Origin of the sequence: Fulvivirga sediminis (assembly GCF_016757215.1) — a bacterium.
GTDB lineage: Bacteria > Bacteroidota > Bacteroidia > Cytophagales > Cyclobacteriaceae > Fulvivirga > Fulvivirga sediminis.
Window position 1 is genome coordinate 422,528 of the sequence record NZ_JAESIY010000003.1, and the last position, 21,922, is coordinate 444,449.

The window sequence follows — 21,922 nt, forward strand, 5'->3', positions numbered from 1 at the left end:
TTAAGGAAAACTGTTTTATGGAAGAATCTCACTCGGAAGCTTGGCTTACCAATGATGCTGTAATTTTTGGAATTTTAATGCTTATGCTGGCCGTAATATTTAAAACGGCTAACAGCAAGCACCCTGGCTGGAAGAAGTTTTACAGTGTGGTTCCGATGCTCTTATTGTGTTACTTCTTACCATCTTTACTTAATACGTTCAATCTCGTAGATTCAGAGTCATCACAGATTTACTTTGTAGCCTCACGCTATCTGCTGCCTGCTTGCTTGGTACTGCTTACTTTAAGCATCGATATTAAAGAAATTATTAAGCTTGGACCTAAGGCCTTGATCATGTTTTTTGCTGCCAGCATTGGCGTTATTGTAGGCGGTCCGTTATCCATTCTTTTGGTTTCCTGGATATATCCTGATGCTGTAGGAGGTGTAGGAGCAGATGCCGTTTGGAGAGGGATGAGTACCATAGCCGGAAGTTGGATAGGCGGAGGAGCTAACCAGGCCGCTATGTATATTCAATTTCAGCCTTCAGCAGAGCTTTATTCTGTGAGCATTACAGTAGATATCATTGTAGCGGAACTTTGTCTGGTGGGCTTGTTAATAGGCATTGGTAAAGAAAAGCAGATCAATAAATTTTTCAAGGCAGATAATAGTGCAATACAAGACCTGAAAGATAAGATGGAAAACTATAGCCTGAGCATTGCCAGAATGCCTTCGACTACAGACCTGATGGCTATTTTAGGTATTGGATTTGGGGTAACTGGGCTTTGCCACTTTCTAAGTGATTATATTGCTCCTTTCGTGACTCATCATATGCCTCAGCTCATAGAAGTAGGGCTAGATAGTAAATTCTTTTGGATTGTAGTGCTATCTACCACTATAGGTATAATTCTTTCTTTTACAAAACTGAGAGAATATGAGGGTGCAGGGGCTTCTAAGATAGGAACCATCTTTATCTATATATTGGTGGCTAGCATAGGTATGAAGATGGATGTAACGGCCATATTTGATAACCTAGGCTTCTTTATTGTTGGATTTATTTGGATGGCAATCCATATCACTATACTGATCATAACGGCTAAGCTTATAAAAGCTCCTTTTTTCTACCTGGCAGTGGGCAGCACGGCTAATGTAGGAGGGGCGGCTTCAGCTCCAGTAGTTGCTGCTGCTTTTCACCCATCGTTGGCTACGGTAGGGGTGTTATTAGCTGTTATGGGATATGCATTAGGAACTTACGGTGCGTTGTTATGTGCTTATCTCATGCAGATAGCTTCGGGAGGATAAACGCTACCAGGCTCTTTTTTTTCTAAATTCTTCGGGTGTCATTCCTGTGTGTTTTTTGAAAAATTTACTGAAGTAAGAATTGTCATTAAAAGCTAGAGAGTAGGCGATCTCTGTTATGCTGAGTGTATTAACCACTAATAGCCTTTTAGCTTCAAGTACAATGCGGTTTCTGATTTCTTCTCCAGCGGAATGTCCTAAATGCTCTTTACAAACAATATTCAAATGGTTGGGTGTAACATTGAGCTGACTAGCATACTCGCTGGGTAGACGAGAAGAGGCAAAATCTGTTTCTATAAGTCTCTGGAATTTTTTTATTAAGGCATAGCTACTACTCAGCTCGCCGGTAGTGGTTTTAGAATGTGACTGTTCCACTAGCATCAGTAAGTGCAATAAAATAGTTTTGGTTAGATCCCAATACACAGGCTGGGTATGATTGACTTGCTGATATAAGCTTTCTGAAAGGGTGGTGACTTGTTGTAAGAGTTCAGAGTGTAGCTGTATTACCCCGTCTTGTGCTATGCCATTATAAAAACTGAAATTATCTATACTATCCGTTAAGAGTAAGAAAGATTCATAATAGCCCTTGTCGAAATTGATAACATAACCATCTACATCATCAGAAAAATGCCAGGTATGAATTTGACCAGGAGCCATAAAATAGATCTGACCTGGAGTGACATCGAATTTCTCAAAATCAATAGTGTGATAACCAGAACCCTGCGTGAATACTACGATATGATAGAAGCTATGCCTATGAGGAAATACCATGTTGCTGTTTTTCTTAAGATAAGCCGCAAAATGGTCAATTAGTATTTTGTTTTGATTGGAATCTGTGAGCGTGCAGCTATCGAGGATAGGTATGTGTTTATTCATTCTTTGTTAAAAAAGTAAAGGCATAAAAATAATAATTCTTATGCCTTTACGAGAATGAAATAGCAAGATATTAAGTTATGAACTTTTATCGTTAGTAGCTAGTACATCGGGTTGATATTTTACACCTCCAAAGGCATGGAGGAAAATAATGCGACTATAGCGAAATAGTATGGGCAGCAAAAGAAGGACAGATGCCGTGGTAGAGAGTACATATGTAGTCAGAGAGAAGTCTCCCAAAACGCTAAGGCCTACGCCTACGGTAACAAATAGGGCTACTGAAAAAGCATAGCTAACATACATGGCCCCTATAAAAAAACCTGGCTCTCGTTCAAATTTAAGATGACAGTGCTCACATTCTTCATTCATCTCAGTAAACTTAGTCAAGTTGTAAGCTGGGTATTTGAACATTTTTCCTTTCCTGCAACGAGGGCATTTGCCCGCTGCTACTGCCTCTAATGCACTTAATTCCTTCATCTTTATTCTTATTCAATGTGGCTGCAAATATACTTGTTAGATTTCATTATTTATGGGTGTTTTTTATTCATTGTATGGTAATATTCAACATACTGTGGTATGGAATGAAATAGAATATCAAAAATAAAAAAATGTATTTTGCTAATGTGTAAATACTTTATTTGACTTGAACAAATTCATATATTGGCTGTATATTAGATATATAAACTAAGCCACCAACCATGACCGAAGAAAGCCTGCAATTAGTAACTGATGATCCTTGGTTAAAACCTTACGAAGAGGATCTGAATAAGCGATATGATTTCTATCAACAGAAATATCATGAGATTATAACTTATCACCAATCATTAAAAAATTATGCATCCAGAGATAAAGAACTGGGGTTTCATTTTGATCATGAGCAAAAAGGATGGTGGTACAGAGAATGGGCACCTGGAGCACAGCAACTGTGGCTAATAGGGGATTTTAATGATTGGAACGCTGTGAGTCACCCATTGGAAAAAGGGGAAGAAGGTATCTGGGAAATATTTATTCCTAATGAAAACAGGCAAAATGTATTGAAGCATGGTAGCCGGGTAAAAGTGAAGGTGATGGCTAATGATACCTATAGAGACAGGATACCAGCGTATATAGAAAGGGCAGTGCAGGATGAACAAAGTAAAGATTTTAGTGGACAGATATGGAAGCCGCTAGAACCCTTTGTGTGGCGAGATCAGAGCTTTAATCCTGAGGATATAAAGTCTCCTATTATTTATGAATGCCATTTGGGTATGGCGCAAAATAAAGAAGGAATTGGTACTTATCGGGAGTTTGCTGACATGGTGCTGCCACGCATCGCAGATCTTGGGTATAATTGTATTCAGCTGATGGCGATTAAAGAGCATCCTTACTACGGGTCTTTTGGTTATCACGTAAGTAATTTCTTTGCACCATCTTCTCGTTTTGGCACGCCTGAAGATCTTAAATACCTTGTAAATAAGGCGCATAATAATGGTATGGCGGTGATCATGGATATGGTGCATTCACATGCGGTGAAAAATATGGCCGAAGGTCTCAATGATTTTGATGGATCGGGACATCAGTATTTTCATGAAGGAGGTAGAGGTTATCATAACGGCTGGGATTCTAAACTTTTTGATTATAGTAAGGATGAAGTGCTTCGATTTCTACTCTCAAATGCGAGGTATTGGATAGAGGAATTTCATTTTGATGGATATCGTTTTGATGGAGTTACTTCAATGATGTACCATCATCATGGTGATCATGTGTCATTTGATCACTATGACAAATACTTCAGAGATATGGTGGATTGGGATGCCATTCGGTATCTGCAATTAGTTAATGTGCTCATCCATGAGGTAAAACCCGGAGCCATAACTATTGCCGAAGATATGAGCGGTATGCCAGGCATTAGCCGCAAGGTAGATGAAGGAGGTGTTGGGTTTGATTATCGTTTGGGTATGGGTATTCCTGATTACTGGATCAAGCTGTTGAAGCATACGCAGGACGAAGACTGGAATATACACGAAATTTGGGAGGTGCTCTCTAATAGAAGATGGAAAGAAAAAACTATAGCCTATTCTGAGTCTCATGATCAAGCCTTGGTAGGAGACAAAACGCTGGCCTTCTGGCTTATGGATAAGGAGATGTATTGGCACATGAGTAAAGATGATGATAACATCATTATAGACAGAGGCATGGCCTTGCATAAAATGCTTCGACTTATTACCGCTACGGTAGGGGGTGAAGGATACCTTAACTTTATAGGCAATGAATTTGGCCACCCCGAATGGATTGATTTTCCAAGGCAAGATAATGGATGGAGCTATAAATATGCTCGCCGGCAATGGCAGTTAGTAGACAGTCCTGATCTGAAGTATCAGTATCTCAATAATTTTGATAGAGATATGGTACATATGTTAAAAGATAACAATGTACTTTCTTCTTTACCTGCTCAGCAACTTAATATGGATAATGATAATAAAATCATTGTTTATGAGCGTAATAACCTGATATTCATTATTAATTTTAATGCTAATAAATCAATCGCAGATTATACCTTCAGAGCCAATCAACCAGGTAAGTTTAAGGCTGCACTAATCTCAGATGCTCCTGAATATGGAGGGCATAATCGTGTAGATGCAGAAACTGAGTATCATACTTTAAAAGATGATAAATTGAGCGTTTACATACCTTCAAGAACAGGTTTAGTGCTAAGAAAGGTAGATTAAGATTTCAAGCCTAGGTTACAAATAGGTAGTATTGAGTTGGGCCGGCAGTCAGTTTTTGGTTATTTGTGAAGTTACCAGAAGGGATGTTTTTATCAATTAAAGCCTATGAAGGTAGGAATTAATTGGTAATGAGATTCTTGTGAACAATTTTATGTAGCTCATGTTACTTACATAGAACCAATAAAAAACTAGACCATGAAAAGATTATCGATATTAATTTCGACTATTGTTTTTTTTACTTTCACTTCATGTGATGTGGAAAAGACAGAAGAGGGTGAGGCCCCAGAATTAGATGTAGAGGTGGAAGCAGAATCTGGCGAAATGCCTGAATACGAGGTAGATTGGGCTAAGGTGAAAGTAGACACTAAAACAAAAACCATTAAAGTACCTAAAGTGGTAATTGTACAGGAAGAAAAGGAAGTGGAAGTTCCTTATGTAAACGTTGATATGCCGGATTCTGATTCTGAAATTGAAGAACGCAATTTAATGGTGGAAGCAGAAGTACACGATACTATGCATAAACTAGAAATTGAGAAAGTATATGCTTCAGAAAAGAATTTATATGTTGTCGCAAGACTTTCATCTACTGATCAAAATATTGATGATAATGCCGTAAGAGTTTCCGATCAGTTGGTATTAAATGCTCCTGAAGATCTAAATATTATTAAGTATATAATTGGGGAGAAGCCTTCAGGTGAATATAACAATCAATATAGTTATATAGCTGATGACAATACTTTGGCCAGTAAAGTTGGAGATGCGCAAGTAATTTATCAGAGATAAAAACTAAAGCACACTTAACTGGTAATTTCAAAATCTGATAAAAGAGCGCTGTTCTTATAGGATTTTGAAAGAATAATTTTATATGCCGAGAGTTTGATTCTATTCAAACCCTCGGCATTTTTCATTTATATAGTAAGGTGACTATCCACTCCTGCATGAGGTAAATATCTATATTTTTGCATTTCTTTATTTGTAACAATGTATATCTAAAATCACTCCTTAAACTGGGCCTTTTTGGTAATATGGACAATTGAGAATATACTTAAAAGAGTTTCATTTGAAATAAAAAACATGGAAAGATGAATCGAGAGGTTAATTCTTTTGCTTGAAAGGATAAATCTCTTATCTGGTGGATGCTATTAATGTTTCAAATAAGCCAGTTAATTTAAATTCATAATCGAAGTGGTACCTAATCATTTGTAATCGAATATCATTTATTCCTTAATTATCTTAGGCTAAAATTTTATAAAAGACTATTTTGGCGCATATGGAAATACTAGGCATCGATATAGGCGGCTCGGGCATTAAAGGGGCCATTGTGGATACCACGGCCGGTAAGATTATTTCGGATCGTTTCAGAATAGATACTCCTCAACCCTCCACACCTTCAGAAGTAGCTAAAGTTATAAAAGAGATTGTTAATCATTTTAATTGGGTTGATGATGTAGGTTGCGCTTTCCCTACGGTGGTAAACAGAGGCAAAGCCATGTATAGCTCTAACCTAGATAAGAGCTGGAAAGGGGTTCAAATTGATGATCTTTTTAGTGAGTATTGTGATGACCTGAAATTTACAGTGATCAATGATGCTGATGCTGCAGGTATAGCTGAGATGAGATATGGAGCAGGTAGAAACAAATCAGGATTGGTAATGACTATAACTATAGGTACTGGCTTGGGCAGTGGAGTGTTTTATAACGGTGAACTTATCCCAAATTTTGAGCTAGGCCGTATGTTTGGAAAGAATGGAAAAGTGATAGAGCGCTATTCTGCAGATTCGGCCCGTAAACGTAAAAACCTGAGTTATTCAGCTTGGGGTAAAAGGCTTAATTTTTTCCTTCAGCATATAGAACGCGTTTTCTCTCCAGATTATATTATTCTAGGTGGTGGTGTAAGCAAGAAGATACATCTATACCGAAAGAAAATAAAAATCGAAACGCCTTATTCGGTCTCTGAAAAGCTAAATAATGCAGGCATTATAGGGGCAGCTGTAAATGCCGCGCTCAGACATAAATAATCTTACCTTACTTTTTACTTAGTCTGTACATGAGTATTGCGGCTTTTTTTGCTTGTATGGGCAGCATATTTAGATTACCCGTTTCATGGATCGTATGATCATCAGCACCACTAAGCCCTAGGCCATCGGTAGCCATCTCTACGTAACCTGAGGTGAATGAGATGTCCGCTGCACCAGCATTTCTTGGGTTTACTGCAGTAACAGGCCCAAAGCCTAAATCTTGGCTTACCTGATTGTAATAACTTAGTATTTCTGTGTTACCTTCAGTTCTGGCAAGGGGAGGATACCCTCCTTCAGAAAATGTTAAAATGGCTGATGTTTGAGGTAGGTTTTCAGATACTATGCGGTGCATAATTTTTTTTGCTCTTTCAAGTTGCTCTGTAGACTCGGCTCTTATATCTCCTCTTACCATAGTACTCTGTGCTACTACATTGGTTTTTCCGTGGGCAGAGCCACCACCTCCATCTTCATCCATTTCAACCTGAGTACCACCGATAATGAAACCAGGATTAAAGGTAAGATTAGGCTCGGCAGATAATTCCTGGTAAAAGGCAGTAAGAATGCGAGAGGTCTCATAGATAGATCCTGTGCCAACTTTTTCTGAAAACACTTGAGAAGAATGGGCTGCTTTGCCTTTTACTTCCAGGCTCCAGCTGAGAGATCCTCTTCTGGAAGTAACAATTGTCTTCGGGTCTCCATCGGCATTTTCAAAGCCCAAAGCAATATCAGCCCACTTGGCACTTTCAGTGAGCGCCTTTTTAGATAGGTTTAATGGAGAACCACTTTTTTCTTCATCGCCCGTCATGATGATTTCAATAGACATTTCATCTAATATGCCAGCTTCTTTTAACGCTTTCATAGCCAGTATGATAATTACATCACCTCCCTTCATGTCAGCCACTCCGGGGCCATTCATAATGGAGTCATTCTTCATGCTCCATGTTTGGAATGGGTTATCTAATTCAAAAACGGTGTCTAAATGGCCTATCAAGAGAAATTTTGGGCCTTTTTTGCTATGATGATGTGCAACCAAATGACCACTTCTGTTAAAATCTTTACCCGAGGTTAATTCTGCTTCAAAGCCCAGAGCTTCTAATTCTTTTTTAAAAAGTTCTCCAACTTTATGCACTCCTTCAAAGTTCATAGTGCCGCTATTAATGTTCACAGCTTCTTTAAGCAGGGTGGTATAGTAATGAGTATTTAGGTCAATCGACTTTATGATTTTCTGTTCAGTTTTTCCTTTTTGCGCCTGGCTGTGGGAAAAAGTAGAAATGATAAGACACAGACTGATTATAAATAGAGAATGAAGGCTTGTCATAGAATAAGTACAGTATTATAGTAAATTACTGTTAAGGTAACTGATTAATTTTTTTGATTTCAAAATCAGAGAGCATATTCATCATAGAAATGTAGTAATCATAGGGCTGCTTTTCAGTAGCTGTGATAGTTTTATAGTTCATATCCAGAAAGTAATCTCCAGATGTGAATTTTGAAAGTTCATAGAGCAAGTTAGTGTTAAGCGCTTCCTTAATTTTTTTCTCCATGAGTAATAGTTTGGTGATTACTTCTTTTTGCATGGCATTTTCCGTGAAAGAGGAAATGCCAACCTGTGGCCTTTTGCGGCCTATAGGCATGGGAATGCTATAAGTGGATGTAGGCTTAAACTTTTTTAATGCTTCTTCTGCGGTTATTAATTGTTCGCTTTGTTTCATAATATTCACAATATGTTGCTTCCAGTTGTCATAAGTAGCTAATAACGGATCGATATGGCGGGTGATAAGTCCGTTTTCTTTGGCAGTCTCAACAGGGGTAGGAGATTGGTTGAGCAAGATGGAGACATTATGTTTGGGAGCTTTAAAAACCTGATATGGAGAATTTCCATGCAAGTACCAGTTTAGAGATTCTGTAACCAAAGCCTTATAGCCACACTCTTCTATAGTAGTTAGTAGGTCATTATAATGAATATTTTCGGTATTGTTTAAAATGGTAGGGGATACTCCAAAGAATTGCTCTATCAGTTTTTTATGAGCAATCAGTTGGTATTGAAATAATGATTTCGAAAACAAAGAAGCTATAGATTCATGGCTGGTGCCTCCTAAAATGGTGACTTTGCCGTCATGAATAAGCTTTTTGAGTTTGTCCATTGTCGTTGGTTCTGACCTGTGTAGTGCGGTAAGAAACGTGCCAGACATATATATAGAACATTTAAAATCTCTTCGGGTAAGCAAATCTAATATTCCATTAATTGCTGGTTTGAATATGCTCTTATAGTTGCTTTTAAACCTTTGGTGTGTATGAGCCTCATCAAAGTATGGTTTTTTCTTTCCGATATCAAAAAAAGAATAATCAGAGAGTTGTAATGGGGAATGAAAAGTGAAAATAAGACAGGTTTCCATAATTTATGCTTTGACTTTATTAAACACTGTCACTATGCTTTCGGCTACTTCTTCCCAGCTCAGTTTACCTATTTCTTTAGTGTTTTTTTCTACCACCTCATTATACAGTCGTTCACTAGTAAGCAAAGAGACAATATGCTTTACGAAGAGATCTATATCCCAGTAATCAGCCTTTAGTGCAGCAGGTAGTATTTCAGCGGCACCCGATTGTTTGCTTATCACCACGGGCAGTCCCATGCTGGCAGCTTCTAATGCGGATAGGCCAAAGGGCTCTGATACTGATGGCATACAATAGATATCGCATCGGCGATAGAGTGCTTTCATATCTTTTGGACTAAGCTGACCAGTAAAGTGAAACTTACCACTAACACTGCGGTAAGCTCCAGATTCAATGAGTTGTTTTAGCAGTTCACCTGTGCCGGCCATTACGAAACGTGTTTCAGGTATTTGTTGATTTACTTTTGCGGCTATCTGCATAAAAAGAGCAGGACCTTTCTGTCCTGTTAGCCTACCCACAAAGAGAATGAGCTTTTCTGTGAAAATCTTGTTCACTCGAGAATGCCTGTATGCTTCTATCGCATTATGAACAATATCAATTTTTTGTGTAGGTATATGGTAAAATTCATTAATGATCTGGGCAGAATATTCACTTACGGCTATAATTCTATCGGCAGCCTCAAGCCCCTCTTTTTCTAGTTCGTAAACCCATGATTCGCCATGGGTGGCGCTACGATCATAATCTAATGAGTGAATATGTACTACTAGTGGTTTCTTGGAATTTTTTTTTATCTCCATGGCTGCATTCATGGTGGTCCAGTCATGAGAATATATAAGGTCAAAATCTATGTGCTTTGAGAATGATATGGTTTTTGAAGTAAATAATTCCAGTTCTTTTTTCACTTCACTTTCACTCATTTTTTCCTTAGCAGGCATCTCAGAGGTATATCCGCTGTAGAAATAAGGAGCCAAATTAGCTTTGATGCTAATGCGAGCCATATCTTTAGCTACATTTATTTCATTGAATTGTTGGAAATTCACGCCTGTAACTTCAGAATGATGCGTTTCCTCCATGCTGTCTCCGGGCTGAATGATGGTAAGCTTTACCAAAGAGTTTAGGTTTTTTGCTATATGATGGGTGGCAATACCAAGCCCACTGTTGAGGGCAGTGGGCTCTCCGGGGCCTAACATAAGGACTTTTAATTCATCCATAGATTTTATTTAATAGTTATCTAACATGTCCAAGAGGTTTCTTTGGAGTAAGTTTTAATATGAATCTAAAGAACTTCTTGTTAGACAACTATCACGCTATTCTGTTCGTTAGATACCCCATTATCAATAAACTTGTCGGCTTCATCATCATTAGCCCAGTATTCACCATCTAAAAGATACCTGAATTCATATTCCTGATCGGCTGGTAATTCTTTGGTGATCTTAAATGTTCCGTTTTTGAGAGCGGTAAGCTCATCCTCTTGTTTAGCCCAATCATTAAAATTGCCACTGAGGTGTACGGTACTTGCTCCGTTGGCCAATTTTTTGTCTATGGCGAAGGTTACTTTACAGATAGGTTTTGATTTTAAATACTGTTTTTTAATGCTCATGGTTTTTTTGTTTTATATACAGAAATTAGGTTAAAATCTTTTAGAGCAGTTACGTAGAAGTTGCCCTTTTCATCTTTCTCCAAATCAACACCCTGCCCGTCTACAGTTACTTTGCTTATCTTATCTATTCCGAAAAATGTCAATTTATATGACTCATAAAGTGGGTTAAAGTCACCTTCTATAGATTGAGTTATTTTAAAGATGTCTTTTTCGTTAACCACTTTGAAGGTTTTTAATGATTTATCCCCATCCAGATAATCGTAGCCCTCGCCAGCATCTTCATATAACTCAGAGGTATAGCTGCTTTCTGTATAATACACTAGCAGGTCTAGCTGGTCAAAGCTAATTTGTCCTGTATACTGCATGGAAGGTTGGAGAGGTATAATAGACCCTGCTTTTACAAAAAGAGGTATTTCTTGTAGCGAGGCTACTACCTGTATTTCCTGGCCACCTTCTACAATCTCATGATTCCAATAGTTATACCATTTGCCTTTGGGTAAGTACACGGCTCTTTTTATAGAGGACTCCAGGGACATGGGGCAGATAAGTAAATTATCGCCTAAAAAGAATTCTTCTTCTCTATAATAGGTTTGTTCATCTTCCTGGGTGATCATATGTAAAGATTTGAGCATGGGGGTTCCTCTTTCTGCATATTGCCAGAAGGTGGTATATATGTATGGCAGCAGCTGATATCTGAACTCAATGAATTTTTTAACGATATCAGTAAACTCTTTCTCAAAAATCCAAGGTTCTTTGTCTCCATGATCACCAGAGGAGTGGGTTCTGAAGAAGGGGTGAAAAGTAGCCATTTGTACCCAGCGGACATACAACTCTCCTGACGGAGTGCCAATAAAACCACCTACGTCAGATCCAGAAAAGGATATGCCAGAAGCACTGAGTCTTTGGCACTGCGTATTGGCTATTCTTAGGTGATCCCACGTGGCCATGTTATCGCCAGTCCATACAGAGGCAAAACGCTGTAAGCCTGAATACCCTGATCGGCTAATGGTGAATGGTCTTTTATTTTGAGGTTTTAAAAACTGCTTTTGTCCTTCATAGGTGGCCCTTGCCATCTGCATGCCATAAACGTTGTGCCCTTTTCTATGGCTACAGGGGTGGCCGTCATAGTCATGGCGAACATCTCTGGGGAAAGAGCCCTCTTCAAATACAGCAGGCTCATTCATGTCATTCCAAACACCTGCTACACCATCATCATTCATAAGCCCCTCGTATAGCCCCGCCCACCACGTTCTCACTTTAGGGTTAGTAAAGTCAGGGAAGTAACAGGGGCCTGGCCATACCGAACCTTTCATTTTAGGACCATCAGCACGGATACAGAAATAGTCATTATCCATGCCCTCCTTATACACATAATAGTTTTTGTCTACTTTTATTCCTGGGTCTATAATCACTACTATTTTGAAACCTTGAGTCCTTAAATCAGCTATCATTTTGGCTGGATCAGGAAAGCGTGTTTTGTCCCAGGTGAAGCAACGGTAGCCATTCATATAATCTATATCCAGGTGAATAACATCACAAGGAATTTGCATCTCTCTAAATTTCAAGGCTAGCTCTCTCACTGTGGTCTCTGGATAATAACTCCATTTACTCTGCTGATAGCCCAGCGCCCACATAGGAGGCAGTTCAGGTCTGCCTGTGAGCAGGGTATAGCGCTCACTTACGCTCATTAACTCCGGGCCATAAATAAAATAGTAGCGCATTTCACCTCCCTGGGCCCAGAAGCTGGTGGCTCCATGTCTTTCTCCTCCAAAATCAAAGAAGGTACGAAAGGAGTTGTCTAGAAAAATACCGTAACCTATGTTATTATTTAAACCAAGATAAAATGGAATGTTTTTGTAAACCGGATCAGTATCTTGGGTATATCCATAGCAGTCGGTGCCCCATAATTCAAAGCGGCCATTTCGCAAGTTCAGCCTCGTAGATTTGTCTCCTAAGCCATAAAACTGTTCATTTTCGCGGCAAACTTTTGTGGTTACCACTACGTTGCCTCCATACCTTTTTTCATCCTTCCAATGGTAGCCTTTTTCATCTTCCACGATCAGGTTGCCCGCTTTATCAGTTATTTTTGTTCTAAAGGAATCTTTGAATAGGTGGCAAGTGATTTTACTGGTTGTGATAACATACTCATCCTTGGTTTCTGCTATATCAAATTGAGCAGGATTAAAGTTGTATGAAGGGTCTATGGCATAAGAGAAGTCATCTTCAAAGTAACCGTCATGGGCAAAACGGAACTTCAATATATAATCTGATATTACTGTGAGTTCCATTGAGGACTGTTCACCGTAAAACATCAACATGTGATCTTCTATTTTCTCGTAAGAGGTAATGGCCCCAGGAAAGAACTCCTCTTCTTTAGCCTTACCCTGAAAATTTTCAATATAATTACCTTCAAAGCCATCAGCTTGTTGGTTTACTTGACTTTCATTTTGATTTTCCATGCTACGCTTTTGGGTTGAAAAGAGAGTTCGTTGATCTCCTTAATCAAATATAATAAGATAATAAATCATTTTTCAAACAGTAGAATATACATTCGGTTATATAAAATTTCAAAGAATTTTCAATAAAGGTTCTGTTCTAAGTGATTTACTTACTCTTAGCATCAACTTTTCTTCTTTTGTTCGGTTATATTAATAAAATTTATTAAAATAAATAATCAAACCTTCGTGGTTCTATATGAATTTTTATTCATTAAATTTATTTTTTATCAATCGATTAGAATTTTATAGCTATGAGTCTCAATAATGATTCCACCTCTGAAAAAATTTTAACAGAGATTTCATGGGAAGTATGCAATCAGGTAGGAGGAATTTATACAGTAATTCGTTCTAAAGCTCCGGTTATGACGGAAGAATGGAAGGATCATTATTGTTTGATCGGGCCTTATGTTCCGGTAAATGCAGCTACCGACTTTGAACCTTTTGAAGATACCGAATCGATAATTGGCCGTGCAGTACATGCCTGCCGTGCTAAAGGATTTGAAGTATATCACGGTCGCTGGCTTGTGTCTGGAAGGCCACAGACTGTTTTATTTCATACTCATAGTGTAATGCATGATCTAGGTAATATCAAATATTACTATTGGAAAAATCATCATATCGAGTTTACTAAATATGACCCCCTTCTAGATGAAACCATGGCTTTTGGCTATATGGTATACCATTTCATGTCTGAGCTTGCTCGTGAGTGTATGGAGGCAGAGGTAGATCTGCTCGCTCACTTCCATGAATGGATGGCAGGACTAGCCATACCCGAAATGCGCAGGATGCAGATGCCCGTTAAAACCATATTTACTACTCACGCTACTTTGCTAGGTCGCTATCTGGCTATGAATGATCCTGACTTTTATAATCACTTACCATTTCTAGATTGGGAATATGAAGCCAAGCATTTTGATATAGAGACGAATGTAAAACTGGAAAGGGCCTGCGTGCATGGTGCTCATATTTTTACAACCGTAAGTGAAGTTACAGGTAGGGAATGTGCCTATCTTTTAGGTCGTAGCCCTGATCATATCTTGCCTAATGGGCTAAACATAGAGAGGTTTAACGTAGTGCATGAGGTGCACAACCTGCATCATGAGCATAAAAAGGTGCTAGAGCAGTTTATTATGAGTCACTTTTTTCAGAGTTACTCATGGGATCTTGGTAAAACGCTGTATTTCTTTACCTCGGGTAGATTTGAATACCTGAATAAAGGGTATGATCTTACTTTGGAAGCCCTGGCCAGGCTAAACTGGAAGTTAAAGGAAAATCGTGTTCCGATGACGGTGGTGATGTTTTTCATTACCAAACAGCCTTCTTATTCTATCAACCCTGATGTGCTGAACTCAAGAGCTATGTTGGATAAAGTGGCGCAGAATTGTGATGCTATAGTAAGTCAGATAAAAGAAAAACTTTTTATACATGCGGCTAGTAGCATGAAGGATCATCGGCTGCCAGATCTTAATGCTTTAGTAGATGATTATTGGAAACTTAGGTATAGAAGAACTATACAATCTTGGAAAACAGGCAAGTTGCCCAGTATTGTCACACATAATATTATGGATGATGGTTCCGATCCTATACTTAATTATTTAAGGAGCGCCAACCTTGTTAACAATCAAGATGATAAGGTAAAGGTGGTTTACCATCCTGACTTCGTATCATCTACCAATCCTCTTTTTGGAATGGAATACGGAGAGTTTGTAAGGGCTTGTCATTTAGGTATTTTTCCTAGTTACTATGAACCTTGGGGTTATACCCCTTTAGAGTGCCTGGCAAGAGGGGTATCGGCAGTTACTTCTGATTTGTCGGGTTTTGGAGATTATATTAAAAACGTACCTTTAGGAGACGAAGATCATGGTGTTTTTGTGGTAGAAAGGGCGAATAAAAGCTTTGAATGTGCCGCAGAGAACCTAGCGAACATTCTCTATAACTATGTGGTTAGAACAAGTCGTACTAGAGTAGATATGAGAACGAAGTCCGAAGACCTTTCAGAATACTTTGATTGGAGTAATTTATATGCTGAATATAAAAAAGCCTATGAGATGGCTGAACAAAGCTACTTTGTAAATGCTTAATAGATTATACTGAAACGTAAACCTAAAAATAATAGAAAAAACTGAACATGATTACAGAAGAACTCAAACACGATGTTGAAAAACAGGGAATTCCTTTTGATAAAGTAGAGGAACAAATAGAAAATTTCAAAAATGGGTTTCCTTACCTTGATATCCAGGCTTCTGCAACCATTGAAGACGGAATACTGCAATTAACTGACTCTAAATTATCTCATTATTTAGAAAAATTTGAAAAGGATGCCTCTTCGCAAAAGATAGTAAAATTTGTGCCTGCTAGTGGAGCTGCCAGCAGAATGTTCAAAAATCTATTTGCCTTTTTAGAGTCTGATGATGACGATATTGAGAATAATGATTTTGTGAAGAAATTTATATCTGAACTTTCTTCATTTGCTTTTTATGACGAACTGGATGAAACCCTTAGGAAGAATGGGTCTAGTATAAAGCAAGCACTAGAAAGCAAAAACTATAAAAGTATTGTAAATGCTCTTTTAGACCCTGAAGATGGTATGGGATATGGAGAATTACCCAAGGGGCTGTTACTGTTTCATAAGTATGAAGATGAGGTCAGAACTCCAGTGCAAGAGCATTTTGTGGAGGGAGCAGAATATGCTGTAGGAATAGATAATACTGTTTATCTACACTTTACGGTATCCCCAGAGCATCAGGAGCGCTTTGAGCAACATGTTAATGAAATTAAGAAGGGTTTTGAAGCTAAATATGGAATCAATTTTGAAATAAGCTTCAGTCAGCAAAAAAGATCTACTGATACTATTGCTGTAAACATGGATAATAGTCCTTTTATTGAAGAGGATGGAAGCATTCTTTTTCGTCCTGCCGGACATGGAGCATTATTAGAAAATCTTAATGATATTAATGCCGATCTTATCTTTATTAAGAATATTGACAATGTAGTACCTGACAGGATAAAAAAGTCAACTAAAGACTATAAAAAGGCCATTGCAGGTGTATTGTTAGATGTACAAAGTAAGGTATTTGAGGCTTTAGAAAAATTAGATGCTGGTGTAAGTGAAGACTTAATAGAATCTTTACATCAGTTATTCGATGGTCAATTAAATATTAAAAGACCTGACGATTTTTCGGAGTATTCACTAGAGGAAAAGGCTAAGTATTATAGAAGTAAACTAGATAGGCCTATTCGTGTTTGTGGTATGGTTGAAAATACCGGTGAACCAGGAGGTGGACCTTTCTGGGTAAAAGATGAAGATGGATCACTAGCCTTGCAGATAGGAGAGACGGCACAGCTGAATCTTGATGACCCTAAATACAATAAAATATTTAAGGAGTCATCACACTTTAACCCTACCGACTTGGTTTGTGGAGTGAAGAATTATAAAGATGAGAAATTTGATTTATTAAAGTACAGAGATCCTAAAACAGGTTTTATTACTCAAAAGTCTAAGAACGGAAAAGAACTAAAAGCACAAGAGCTACCAGGCCTATGGAATGGTGCGATGGCTGATTGGAATACCATTTTGGTTGAGGTTCCTTTGATTACTTTTAATCCTGTTAAGACTATAAACGATCTCCTTAGAGATGAGCATCAATAATTAAATGTGGATTATTTAATTGAGATAAAAAAAGTCACCTGTTAAGGTGACTTTTTTGCTTTCCTGTCTATTTTGAGTCTGTGTCTTTCTATGGATTTCCTGCGATACTGTTATCTACACTAATAATCTCTATCTCAGTTCTTCTATTAATCTCTCTACCATCTTCTTCATCATCATTTGATACTAATGGTCTTTCTTCACCAAAACCTTTTGCCGATAGGCGGTTAGCATCTATATTATGACTAATAAGGTAGTCAACTACAGATTGTGCTCTCTTCTTGGATAACACCTTGTTATACACGGCATTACCAGTGTTGTCAGTATGGCCGTTGATCTGTACGTTCATACTAGGGTTCTCAGAAAGTAATGATCTTATTTGGAATAATTCAGCAAGTGATTCAGTTCTTAGGTCAGACTTACCTGTATCGAAGAAGATGTTTTTAAGAATAACCTTTGAACCCACCTCAGCTTTTTGCAAAAGGATATGTGTATCAAGCTCTGGCATTTCAGTGTTTTTAGGAATGCTAAAGTTAATAGAGTTGAATAGATAGCCCAGCCTGGTAGTGGTAACACCGTAGTTACCTCCATGAGGTATTATCAATTCAAAATCACCACTGATGGGATCTGATTTGACTTCTGCCAAAATCGTGTTGGATTCGTTGTCTATCAACTTCATGGTAGCGAATAGAGGTTTTGCGTTGCCAGCATCTATTACTTTACCTTTTAGAATAGTTACTACTCCTTTTTCTTTCTGTTCATTAATGAAATCTTCATCAAAGTACTGCACACTAGCCTTTTCTATCACCCGCGCTTCTTCGGTAGAAGGTATAACTACTTGGGCTGTTGGAGATGGAGCATCGTTCACAAATGGTTTCTCCACTGCTATTGGAGCTGATTTTTGCTCTTCAGCTTCCTCTACTACTGGTTCTGGAGTTTCATTTCTAGCTATAGGCTGCTCAATTTCTATGTCTTCTTCTATATCAGGCTGTTTGTCCTCTTGTGGTTCTTCTTGCTTGGTAGAAGTTGGTTCAGAGGTTGTTGGTGTTACCACGGCTACCTCTTCTTTGGTTTCAATCACAGGAGTTTCTGGCTCTTTTTTAGCTTCCGTTTTTTCAGGTTCTACTTGAGCTACTGTAATTTCTGGTTCTTCTTTTTCTTTAGGTTCCACCTGAGCTACTGTAACTTCTGGTTCTTTCCTTTCCTCTCTGGCCGGAGCACTAACTTGTTCTTCGGGCTCTGGGTCTTCATTAAGCCTGGCTATTACCTGAGGGGTCACATCTGGTGATACCTCTGGTCTGTCACCTTCTGGCCATTCATGGAAAATGATCTCATAGATGTCCGCGTCACCCTCTCCATCGGGTTGAGAAGATGCATAGTACCCATGCTTGTTATCAGGTGATATGGTGAAATAGAGGTCATTAAAAACGGTATTGATAGGATACCCCATATTTACAGGCTCCTGGTACCTTCCATTAACCACTCTGCTATAAAAAATATCATTTCCACCCATACCGGTATGACCATTAGAACCAAAGTAAAGGGTTTTTCCGTCTGGTGAAATAAAAGGAGCATCTTCACTGAATCTGGTATTAATGGTAGGGCCAAGGTTAACCGGCGTACTCCATTCTCCATTTTCTCTTAAATCGGTTCTGTAAATATCCAGTCCGCCAATTCCTCCAGGTCTGTCACTGCTAAAATAGATCGTTTTACCATCTGCCGTAATGGAGGCAGAGGTTTCCCAAAAAACAGAATTGATTTTGTCTGTCAGCTTTACAGGCTCAGACCATAGATTATTTTCCTTGGTTGATGCGTATATATTTCCACCACCTCTTTCATAATAGAAATACAGCGTTTGGCCATCAGGAGATATGGAACAAGCGGCATCGTGGTATTTTATATTGATTTTAGGACTGATTTTTTTAGGGTCGTCCCACTTACCATTTCGTTTATACGAGATGTAGATATCTTCATAATAGCTGCCATCGGTGAGCCTGAGACCACCGGTGGAACCATTTCTACTTGACGTAAGTATAAGAAATCGGCCTTTAGGATCAATTATAGGTGCGTAATCATTATACTTACTGTTAATAGGCTCTCTCAGGTTTCTAACCTCTGTATTTTGCTTTTTAGCAATAGAAGCGATGCCGAAATCACATTCCCTTATTTTCTTTAAGGCTTTAGATTCGTTTTTCTTTTTAAGGTCCTTATAAATCTGAAATACTTTTTTAGCCTTCTCAAGATCATATTGATACTGATAAGCAGTACCCAGATAATAGGTGATTTCCCTATCAATCTTGGGATTAAGTAGGTATACTTTTTCAAGATTTTTTAAAGCCTGATCAACATCCCCTGCTCCTAAATAAGCCAGTCCGAGATGGTAAGTAATGGTAGCATTACCTTTTCTTATGCGTGCTGCACGTTTGAAATCACCTATAGCGCGGTCGTAAGCGCCTATTTTATAGTATCTTTTTCCCCTTTTCAAATAAAATTTGTGGCTTTGACTGTAGCCACTGGTTAGGGCAAAAAGTAGCTGAAAAATAAGCAAAAACCCTATAACTCTTCTTCTCACTGCTGAAGTAGTTTTTTGTTAGTAAATAAAAAAATATGCTTCCTAATGAAGTAAATAGGCCGTAAATTATTCATAATCACACATAAAAGAAAGTTTAAATGTAAATTTCAATCGGTATGTGTAATTTTAATTTCTTTATCACCCCAAATTTATAAAATGAAACGGATTCTGCCTTTCTTATTATTTTTTTGCGCATGTTCTTTTAGTGAAAAAAATGCAGAAAATATGGTTTATAAGGTAGGTCAATACTTTGCACCAGATAAGAGAGTGGTTATATATGACCTTGCTTACGAAAACGGAACCCTGAAAGGTGAAACCTCATCATCATTAGCTTATCAGGCACTGAGGGATAGTCTAGGTCGGTTAAATGTCGATTATAGAGACTCCGTACAGCTCCTTCCTATAGATACGAGTAAGCATGCTGTGGTAAACTTATCTGTGGCAAATTTAAGGTCTGAAGGAAAGCATTCATCAGAACTGGTTACTCAAGCATTATGTGGTACACCTTTGTTGGTGCTTAAGCAGAAGAGAGGTTGGCTGTTGGTGCAAACGCCTGATGAATATATCGCTTGGATAGATGAAGGAGGTGTTTCGGTGAAAAGCCCCTCTGAAATGACTACTTGGAGTAAATCGAAAAAATTGATTTTCACTGCTACTATCGGATATGTCTACCAAGATAGTATAGGTTTAGAGCGAATCAGTGATCTGGTCGCAGGAGATATTTTGACTTTGGTTAAAAGAGGAAGTGATTTTAGCAAAGTAAAAATGCCTGATGGAAGGTTGGGGCTAGTGAGGAATGAGCAGGTGGATCGGGTTTCATCTTGGTTAGCAAACAAGGAAGTGACTGGTGCTGGTTTGAATGAGATGGCTTTTACTATGATGGGTGTTCCATACCTCTGGGGTGGCACATCAGTAAAGGGGGTAGATTGCAGTGGTTTTACCAAAACGATCTATTTCATGAACGGCTATATTATACCCAGAGATGCGTCACAGCAAGTAAATGAAGGGCGTTTGATAGACGAAAACAAGCAGTGGGATAAATTGCAAAAAGGAGATCTTTTGTTTTTTGGGAGGGAGGCTAATGAGGAGTCACCAGAAAAAGTAGTGCACGTGGGTATGTGGATTGGAGAAGGACGTTTTATCCACTCAAGTGGTAGGGTTCAAATAAGTAGTGTGTATCCTAAAGATTCTTTATATGATGAATATAATGTGAACCGGTATTTAAGAACAAAAAGGATAATTAAAAGCGTTACAGATGGGGTAAAGCCCGTGACTGCCATGCTTCAGCATCACTATGCAGGCCATTAACACAGTAATGCTGAAGAAAGCAGAGAAACTACTTTTTCATAAACTGTAAAAGCGGTTTTATGAATTTGTCATAAGCTTCTATATGCGGTAAATGACCTATGCCATCTATTTCTACTAACTCGGCATTAGGTATGGCCTCTTTTGTTTTTCTTCCCAGTTCTGGGTATCTCCCCATAGTTTGGCGTACTTCTTCACTTACCAGATTTTTTCCCAGAGCAGTACGATCCCGCTGGCCTATAATGAGCAGAGTAGGTGCTTTCACTTGAGGAAATTCATACACCACTGGTTGGGTAAAGATCATGTCATAAGTAAGAGCACTATTCCAGGCTACTAAAGGGTATTCTGGGCTTAAGGTCCATCCGGCTAAAATATTTACCCACTCGTCATATTCAGGCTTCCATTTTCCATCATAATAACTTTCCTTCATGTAGTTTTTAATACCTTTATAACTCTTTTTTAGCTCTTGTTGGTACCATTTATCTACACCAGTATAAGGTACTTTTAGCTTCCAGTCTTCTAATCCTATTGGGTTTACCAGTATAAATTTATCTACTATATCAGGAAACATCAGTGTAAATCGGGTAGCGACCATACCTCCCATAGAGTGGCCTAGTACACTTGTCTTTTTAATGCCTATAGAATCTAGCAGGGCCTTGGTGTTAGTGGCTAGCAGCTGAAAGGTGTATTGCATGTCTTTAGGCTTGCTTGATTTTCCAAAACCAATTTGGTCTGGAATAATTACTCTAAAGCCTGCATCACTCAGATCTTTGGCAGTTTTGCCCCATTACGCACCACAGAAGTTTTTGCCATGCATAAGCATAATAGACTTACCATTAGGCTTTTCTGGTTTTACATCCATGTAGGCCATTTGTAATGATTCTCCTTGGATATCTAAATGTATATACTCTACCGCATAAGGATAGTCGTATCCTTCAAGGGCAATTCCTAATGGTTTTATATTTTGAGCTATGCTGAAATGTGAAATTAATATGGTTAAGCTCATTAACAATATGGTCTTTCTCATAGATTAGT

Annotated in this window: 16 protein-coding genes and 1 pseudogene; 7 read left to right on the forward strand and 10 right to left on the reverse strand. The window is 38.4% G+C overall.

Annotation, left to right across the window (positions count from 1 at the left end; translation table 11 throughout):
• Window positions 1–17: 17 nt before the first annotated feature.
• Window positions 18–1,277: a DUF819 family protein gene (locus JL102_RS07475; protein WP_202243648.1), complete on the forward strand. Its 1,260-nt coding sequence runs from the start codon at window positions 18–20 to the stop codon at window positions 1,275–1,277.
• A 3-nt stretch (window positions 1,278–1,280) separates the two neighbouring features.
• On the opposite strand, the gene JL102_RS07480 is transcribed toward JL102_RS07475, so the two are convergent.
• On the reverse strand, window positions 1,281–2,150 hold the full coding sequence (locus JL102_RS07480; RefSeq protein WP_202243649.1) for an AraC family transcriptional regulator: 870 nt from the start codon (window positions 2,148–2,150) through the stop codon (window positions 1,281–1,283).
• A 75-nt stretch (window positions 2,151–2,225) separates the two neighbouring features.
• The gene (locus tag JL102_RS07485; RefSeq protein ID WP_202243650.1) at window positions 2,226–2,624 is read right to left on the reverse strand and encodes a DUF983 domain-containing protein; all 399 of its coding nucleotides are present in this window, start codon (window positions 2,622–2,624) and stop codon (window positions 2,226–2,228) included.
• A gap of 221 nt (window positions 2,625–2,845) precedes the next feature.
• Here JL102_RS07485 and JL102_RS07490 point away from each other — a divergent pair, with 221 nt between their 5' ends.
• The 3 genes from JL102_RS07490 to ppgK all read left to right on the forward strand — a co-directional run bounded on the left by JL102_RS07490 (window position 2,846) and on the right by ppgK (window position 6,872).
• On the forward strand, window positions 2,846–4,855 hold the full coding sequence (locus JL102_RS07490) for an alpha-amylase family glycosyl hydrolase (RefSeq protein WP_202243653.1): 2,010 nt from the start codon (window positions 2,846–2,848) through the stop codon (window positions 4,853–4,855).
• Window positions 4,856–5,050: 195 nt separating this feature from the next.
• A complete protein-coding gene (locus JL102_RS07495) occupies window positions 5,051–5,638 on the forward strand; it encodes a hypothetical protein (RefSeq protein WP_202243655.1) in 588 nt (195 codons plus the stop codon).
• 487 nt (window positions 5,639–6,125) lie between these two features.
• Window positions 6,126–6,872, forward strand: coding sequence for a polyphosphate--glucose phosphotransferase (gene ppgK, locus JL102_RS07500; protein WP_202243656.1), 747 nt, complete (start codon window positions 6,126–6,128; stop codon window positions 6,870–6,872).
• Between the two features lie 7 nt (window positions 6,873–6,879).
• Here the strand turns inward: ppgK and JL102_RS07505 are convergent, their stop codons facing one another.
• The 5 genes from JL102_RS07505 to JL102_RS07525 form a co-directional block, all read right to left on the reverse strand.
• A complete protein-coding gene (locus tag JL102_RS07505; RefSeq protein WP_202243657.1) occupies window positions 6,880–8,190 on the reverse strand; it encodes a M20/M25/M40 family metallo-hydrolase in 1,311 nt (436 codons plus the stop codon).
• A gap of 31 nt (window positions 8,191–8,221) precedes the next feature.
• A complete protein-coding gene (locus JL102_RS07510) occupies window positions 8,222–9,268 on the reverse strand; it encodes a glycoside hydrolase family 38 N-terminal domain-containing protein (RefSeq protein WP_202243658.1) in 1,047 nt (348 codons plus the stop codon).
• A gap of 3 nt (window positions 9,269–9,271) precedes the next feature.
• Window positions 9,272–10,477, reverse strand: a complete 1,206-nt coding sequence (locus JL102_RS07515; RefSeq protein ID WP_202243659.1) for a glycosyltransferase family 4 protein — start codon at window positions 10,475–10,477, stop codon at window positions 9,272–9,274.
• 80 nt (window positions 10,478–10,557) lie between these two features.
• The gene (locus JL102_RS07520; protein WP_202243660.1) at window positions 10,558–10,866 is read right to left on the reverse strand and encodes an isoamylase early set domain-containing protein; all 309 of its coding nucleotides are present in this window, start codon (window positions 10,864–10,866) and stop codon (window positions 10,558–10,560) included.
• Window positions 10,863–13,325 (reverse strand): glycoside hydrolase family 31 protein, encoded by a 2,463-nt coding sequence (locus tag JL102_RS07525; protein ID WP_202243661.1) that lies wholly within the window; start codon window positions 13,323–13,325, stop codon window positions 10,863–10,865. The genes JL102_RS07520 and JL102_RS07525 overlap by 4 nt, the downstream gene beginning before the upstream one ends.
• A gap of 290 nt (window positions 13,326–13,615) precedes the next feature.
• Here JL102_RS07525 and JL102_RS07530 point away from each other — a divergent pair, with 290 nt between their 5' ends.
• Together JL102_RS07530 and JL102_RS07535 are read left to right on the forward strand one after the other, a co-directional pair.
• A complete protein-coding gene (locus JL102_RS07530; protein WP_202243662.1) occupies window positions 13,616–15,445 on the forward strand; it encodes a glycosyltransferase in 1,830 nt (609 codons plus the stop codon).
• A 47-nt stretch (window positions 15,446–15,492) separates the two neighbouring features.
• A complete protein-coding gene (locus JL102_RS07535) occupies window positions 15,493–17,013 on the forward strand; it encodes a DUF4301 family protein (RefSeq protein ID WP_202243663.1) in 1,521 nt (506 codons plus the stop codon).
• Window positions 17,014–17,101: 88 nt separating this feature from the next.
• Here the strand turns inward: JL102_RS07535 and JL102_RS07540 are convergent, their stop codons facing one another.
• Window positions 17,102–19,582, reverse strand: coding sequence for an OmpA family protein (locus JL102_RS07540; protein WP_202243665.1), 2,481 nt, complete (start codon window positions 19,580–19,582; stop codon window positions 17,102–17,104).
• 225 nt (window positions 19,583–19,807) lie between these two features.
• Here JL102_RS07540 and JL102_RS07545 point away from each other — a divergent pair, with 225 nt between their 5' ends.
• Complete coding sequence (locus tag JL102_RS07545; protein WP_237390475.1) at window positions 19,808–20,890, forward strand: C40 family peptidase; 1,083 nt, start codon at window positions 19,808–19,810, stop codon at window positions 20,888–20,890.
• 28 nt (window positions 20,891–20,918) lie between these two features.
• Here JL102_RS07545 and JL102_RS07550 read toward each other — a convergent pair.
• Window positions 20,919–21,656, reverse strand: a pseudogene (locus JL102_RS07550) (alpha/beta fold hydrolase); the annotation flags it as partial.
• 18 nt (window positions 21,657–21,674) lie between these two features.
• Entirely contained in the window at window positions 21,675–21,914 is a 240-nt protein-coding gene (locus tag JL102_RS23535; RefSeq protein ID WP_237390476.1) for a hypothetical protein, read from the reverse strand.
• Window positions 21,915–21,922: the final 8 nt, after the last annotated feature.

What these genes read in the sequence shown, in the direction of transcription:
- JL102_RS07475 (WP_202243648.1), top strand. Translation starts at nt 18, where the DNA reads ATGGAAGAATCTCACTCGGAAGCTTGGCTTACCAATGATGCTGTAATT.
- JL102_RS07480 (WP_202243649.1), bottom strand. Translation starts at nt 2,150, where the DNA reads ATGAATAAACACATACCTATCCTCGATAGCTGCACGCTCACAGATTCC.
- JL102_RS07485 (WP_202243650.1), bottom strand. Translation starts at nt 2,624, where the DNA reads ATGAAGGAATTAAGTGCATTAGAGGCAGTAGCAGCGGGCAAATGCCCT.
- JL102_RS07490 (WP_202243653.1), top strand. Translation starts at nt 2,846, where the DNA reads ATGACCGAAGAAAGCCTGCAATTAGTAACTGATGATCCTTGGTTAAAA.
- JL102_RS07495 (WP_202243655.1), top strand. Translation starts at nt 5,051, where the DNA reads ATGAAAAGATTATCGATATTAATTTCGACTATTGTTTTTTTTACTTTC.
- ppgK (WP_202243656.1), top strand. Translation starts at nt 6,126, where the DNA reads ATGGAAATACTAGGCATCGATATAGGCGGCTCGGGCATTAAAGGGGCC.
- JL102_RS07505 (WP_202243657.1), bottom strand. Translation starts at nt 8,190, where the DNA reads ATGACAAGCCTTCATTCTCTATTTATAATCAGTCTGTGTCTTATCATT.
- JL102_RS07510 (WP_202243658.1), bottom strand. Translation starts at nt 9,268, where the DNA reads ATGGAAACCTGTCTTATTTTCACTTTTCATTCCCCATTACAACTCTCT.
- JL102_RS07515 (WP_202243659.1), bottom strand. Translation starts at nt 10,477, where the DNA reads ATGGATGAATTAAAAGTCCTTATGTTAGGCCCCGGAGAGCCCACTGCC.
- JL102_RS07520 (WP_202243660.1), bottom strand. Translation starts at nt 10,866, where the DNA reads ATGAGCATTAAAAAACAGTATTTAAAATCAAAACCTATCTGTAAAGTA.
- JL102_RS07525 (WP_202243661.1), bottom strand. Translation starts at nt 13,325, where the DNA reads ATGGAAAATCAAAATGAAAGTCAAGTAAACCAACAAGCTGATGGCTTT.
- JL102_RS07530 (WP_202243662.1), top strand. Translation starts at nt 13,616, where the DNA reads ATGAGTCTCAATAATGATTCCACCTCTGAAAAAATTTTAACAGAGATT.
- JL102_RS07535 (WP_202243663.1), top strand. Translation starts at nt 15,493, where the DNA reads ATGATTACAGAAGAACTCAAACACGATGTTGAAAAACAGGGAATTCCT.
- JL102_RS07545 (WP_237390475.1), top strand. Translation starts at nt 19,808, where the DNA reads ATGGTTTATAAGGTAGGTCAATACTTTGCACCAGATAAGAGAGTGGTT.
- JL102_RS23535 (WP_237390476.1), bottom strand. Translation starts at nt 21,914, where the DNA reads ATGAGAAAGACCATATTGTTAATGAGCTTAACCATATTAATTTCACAT.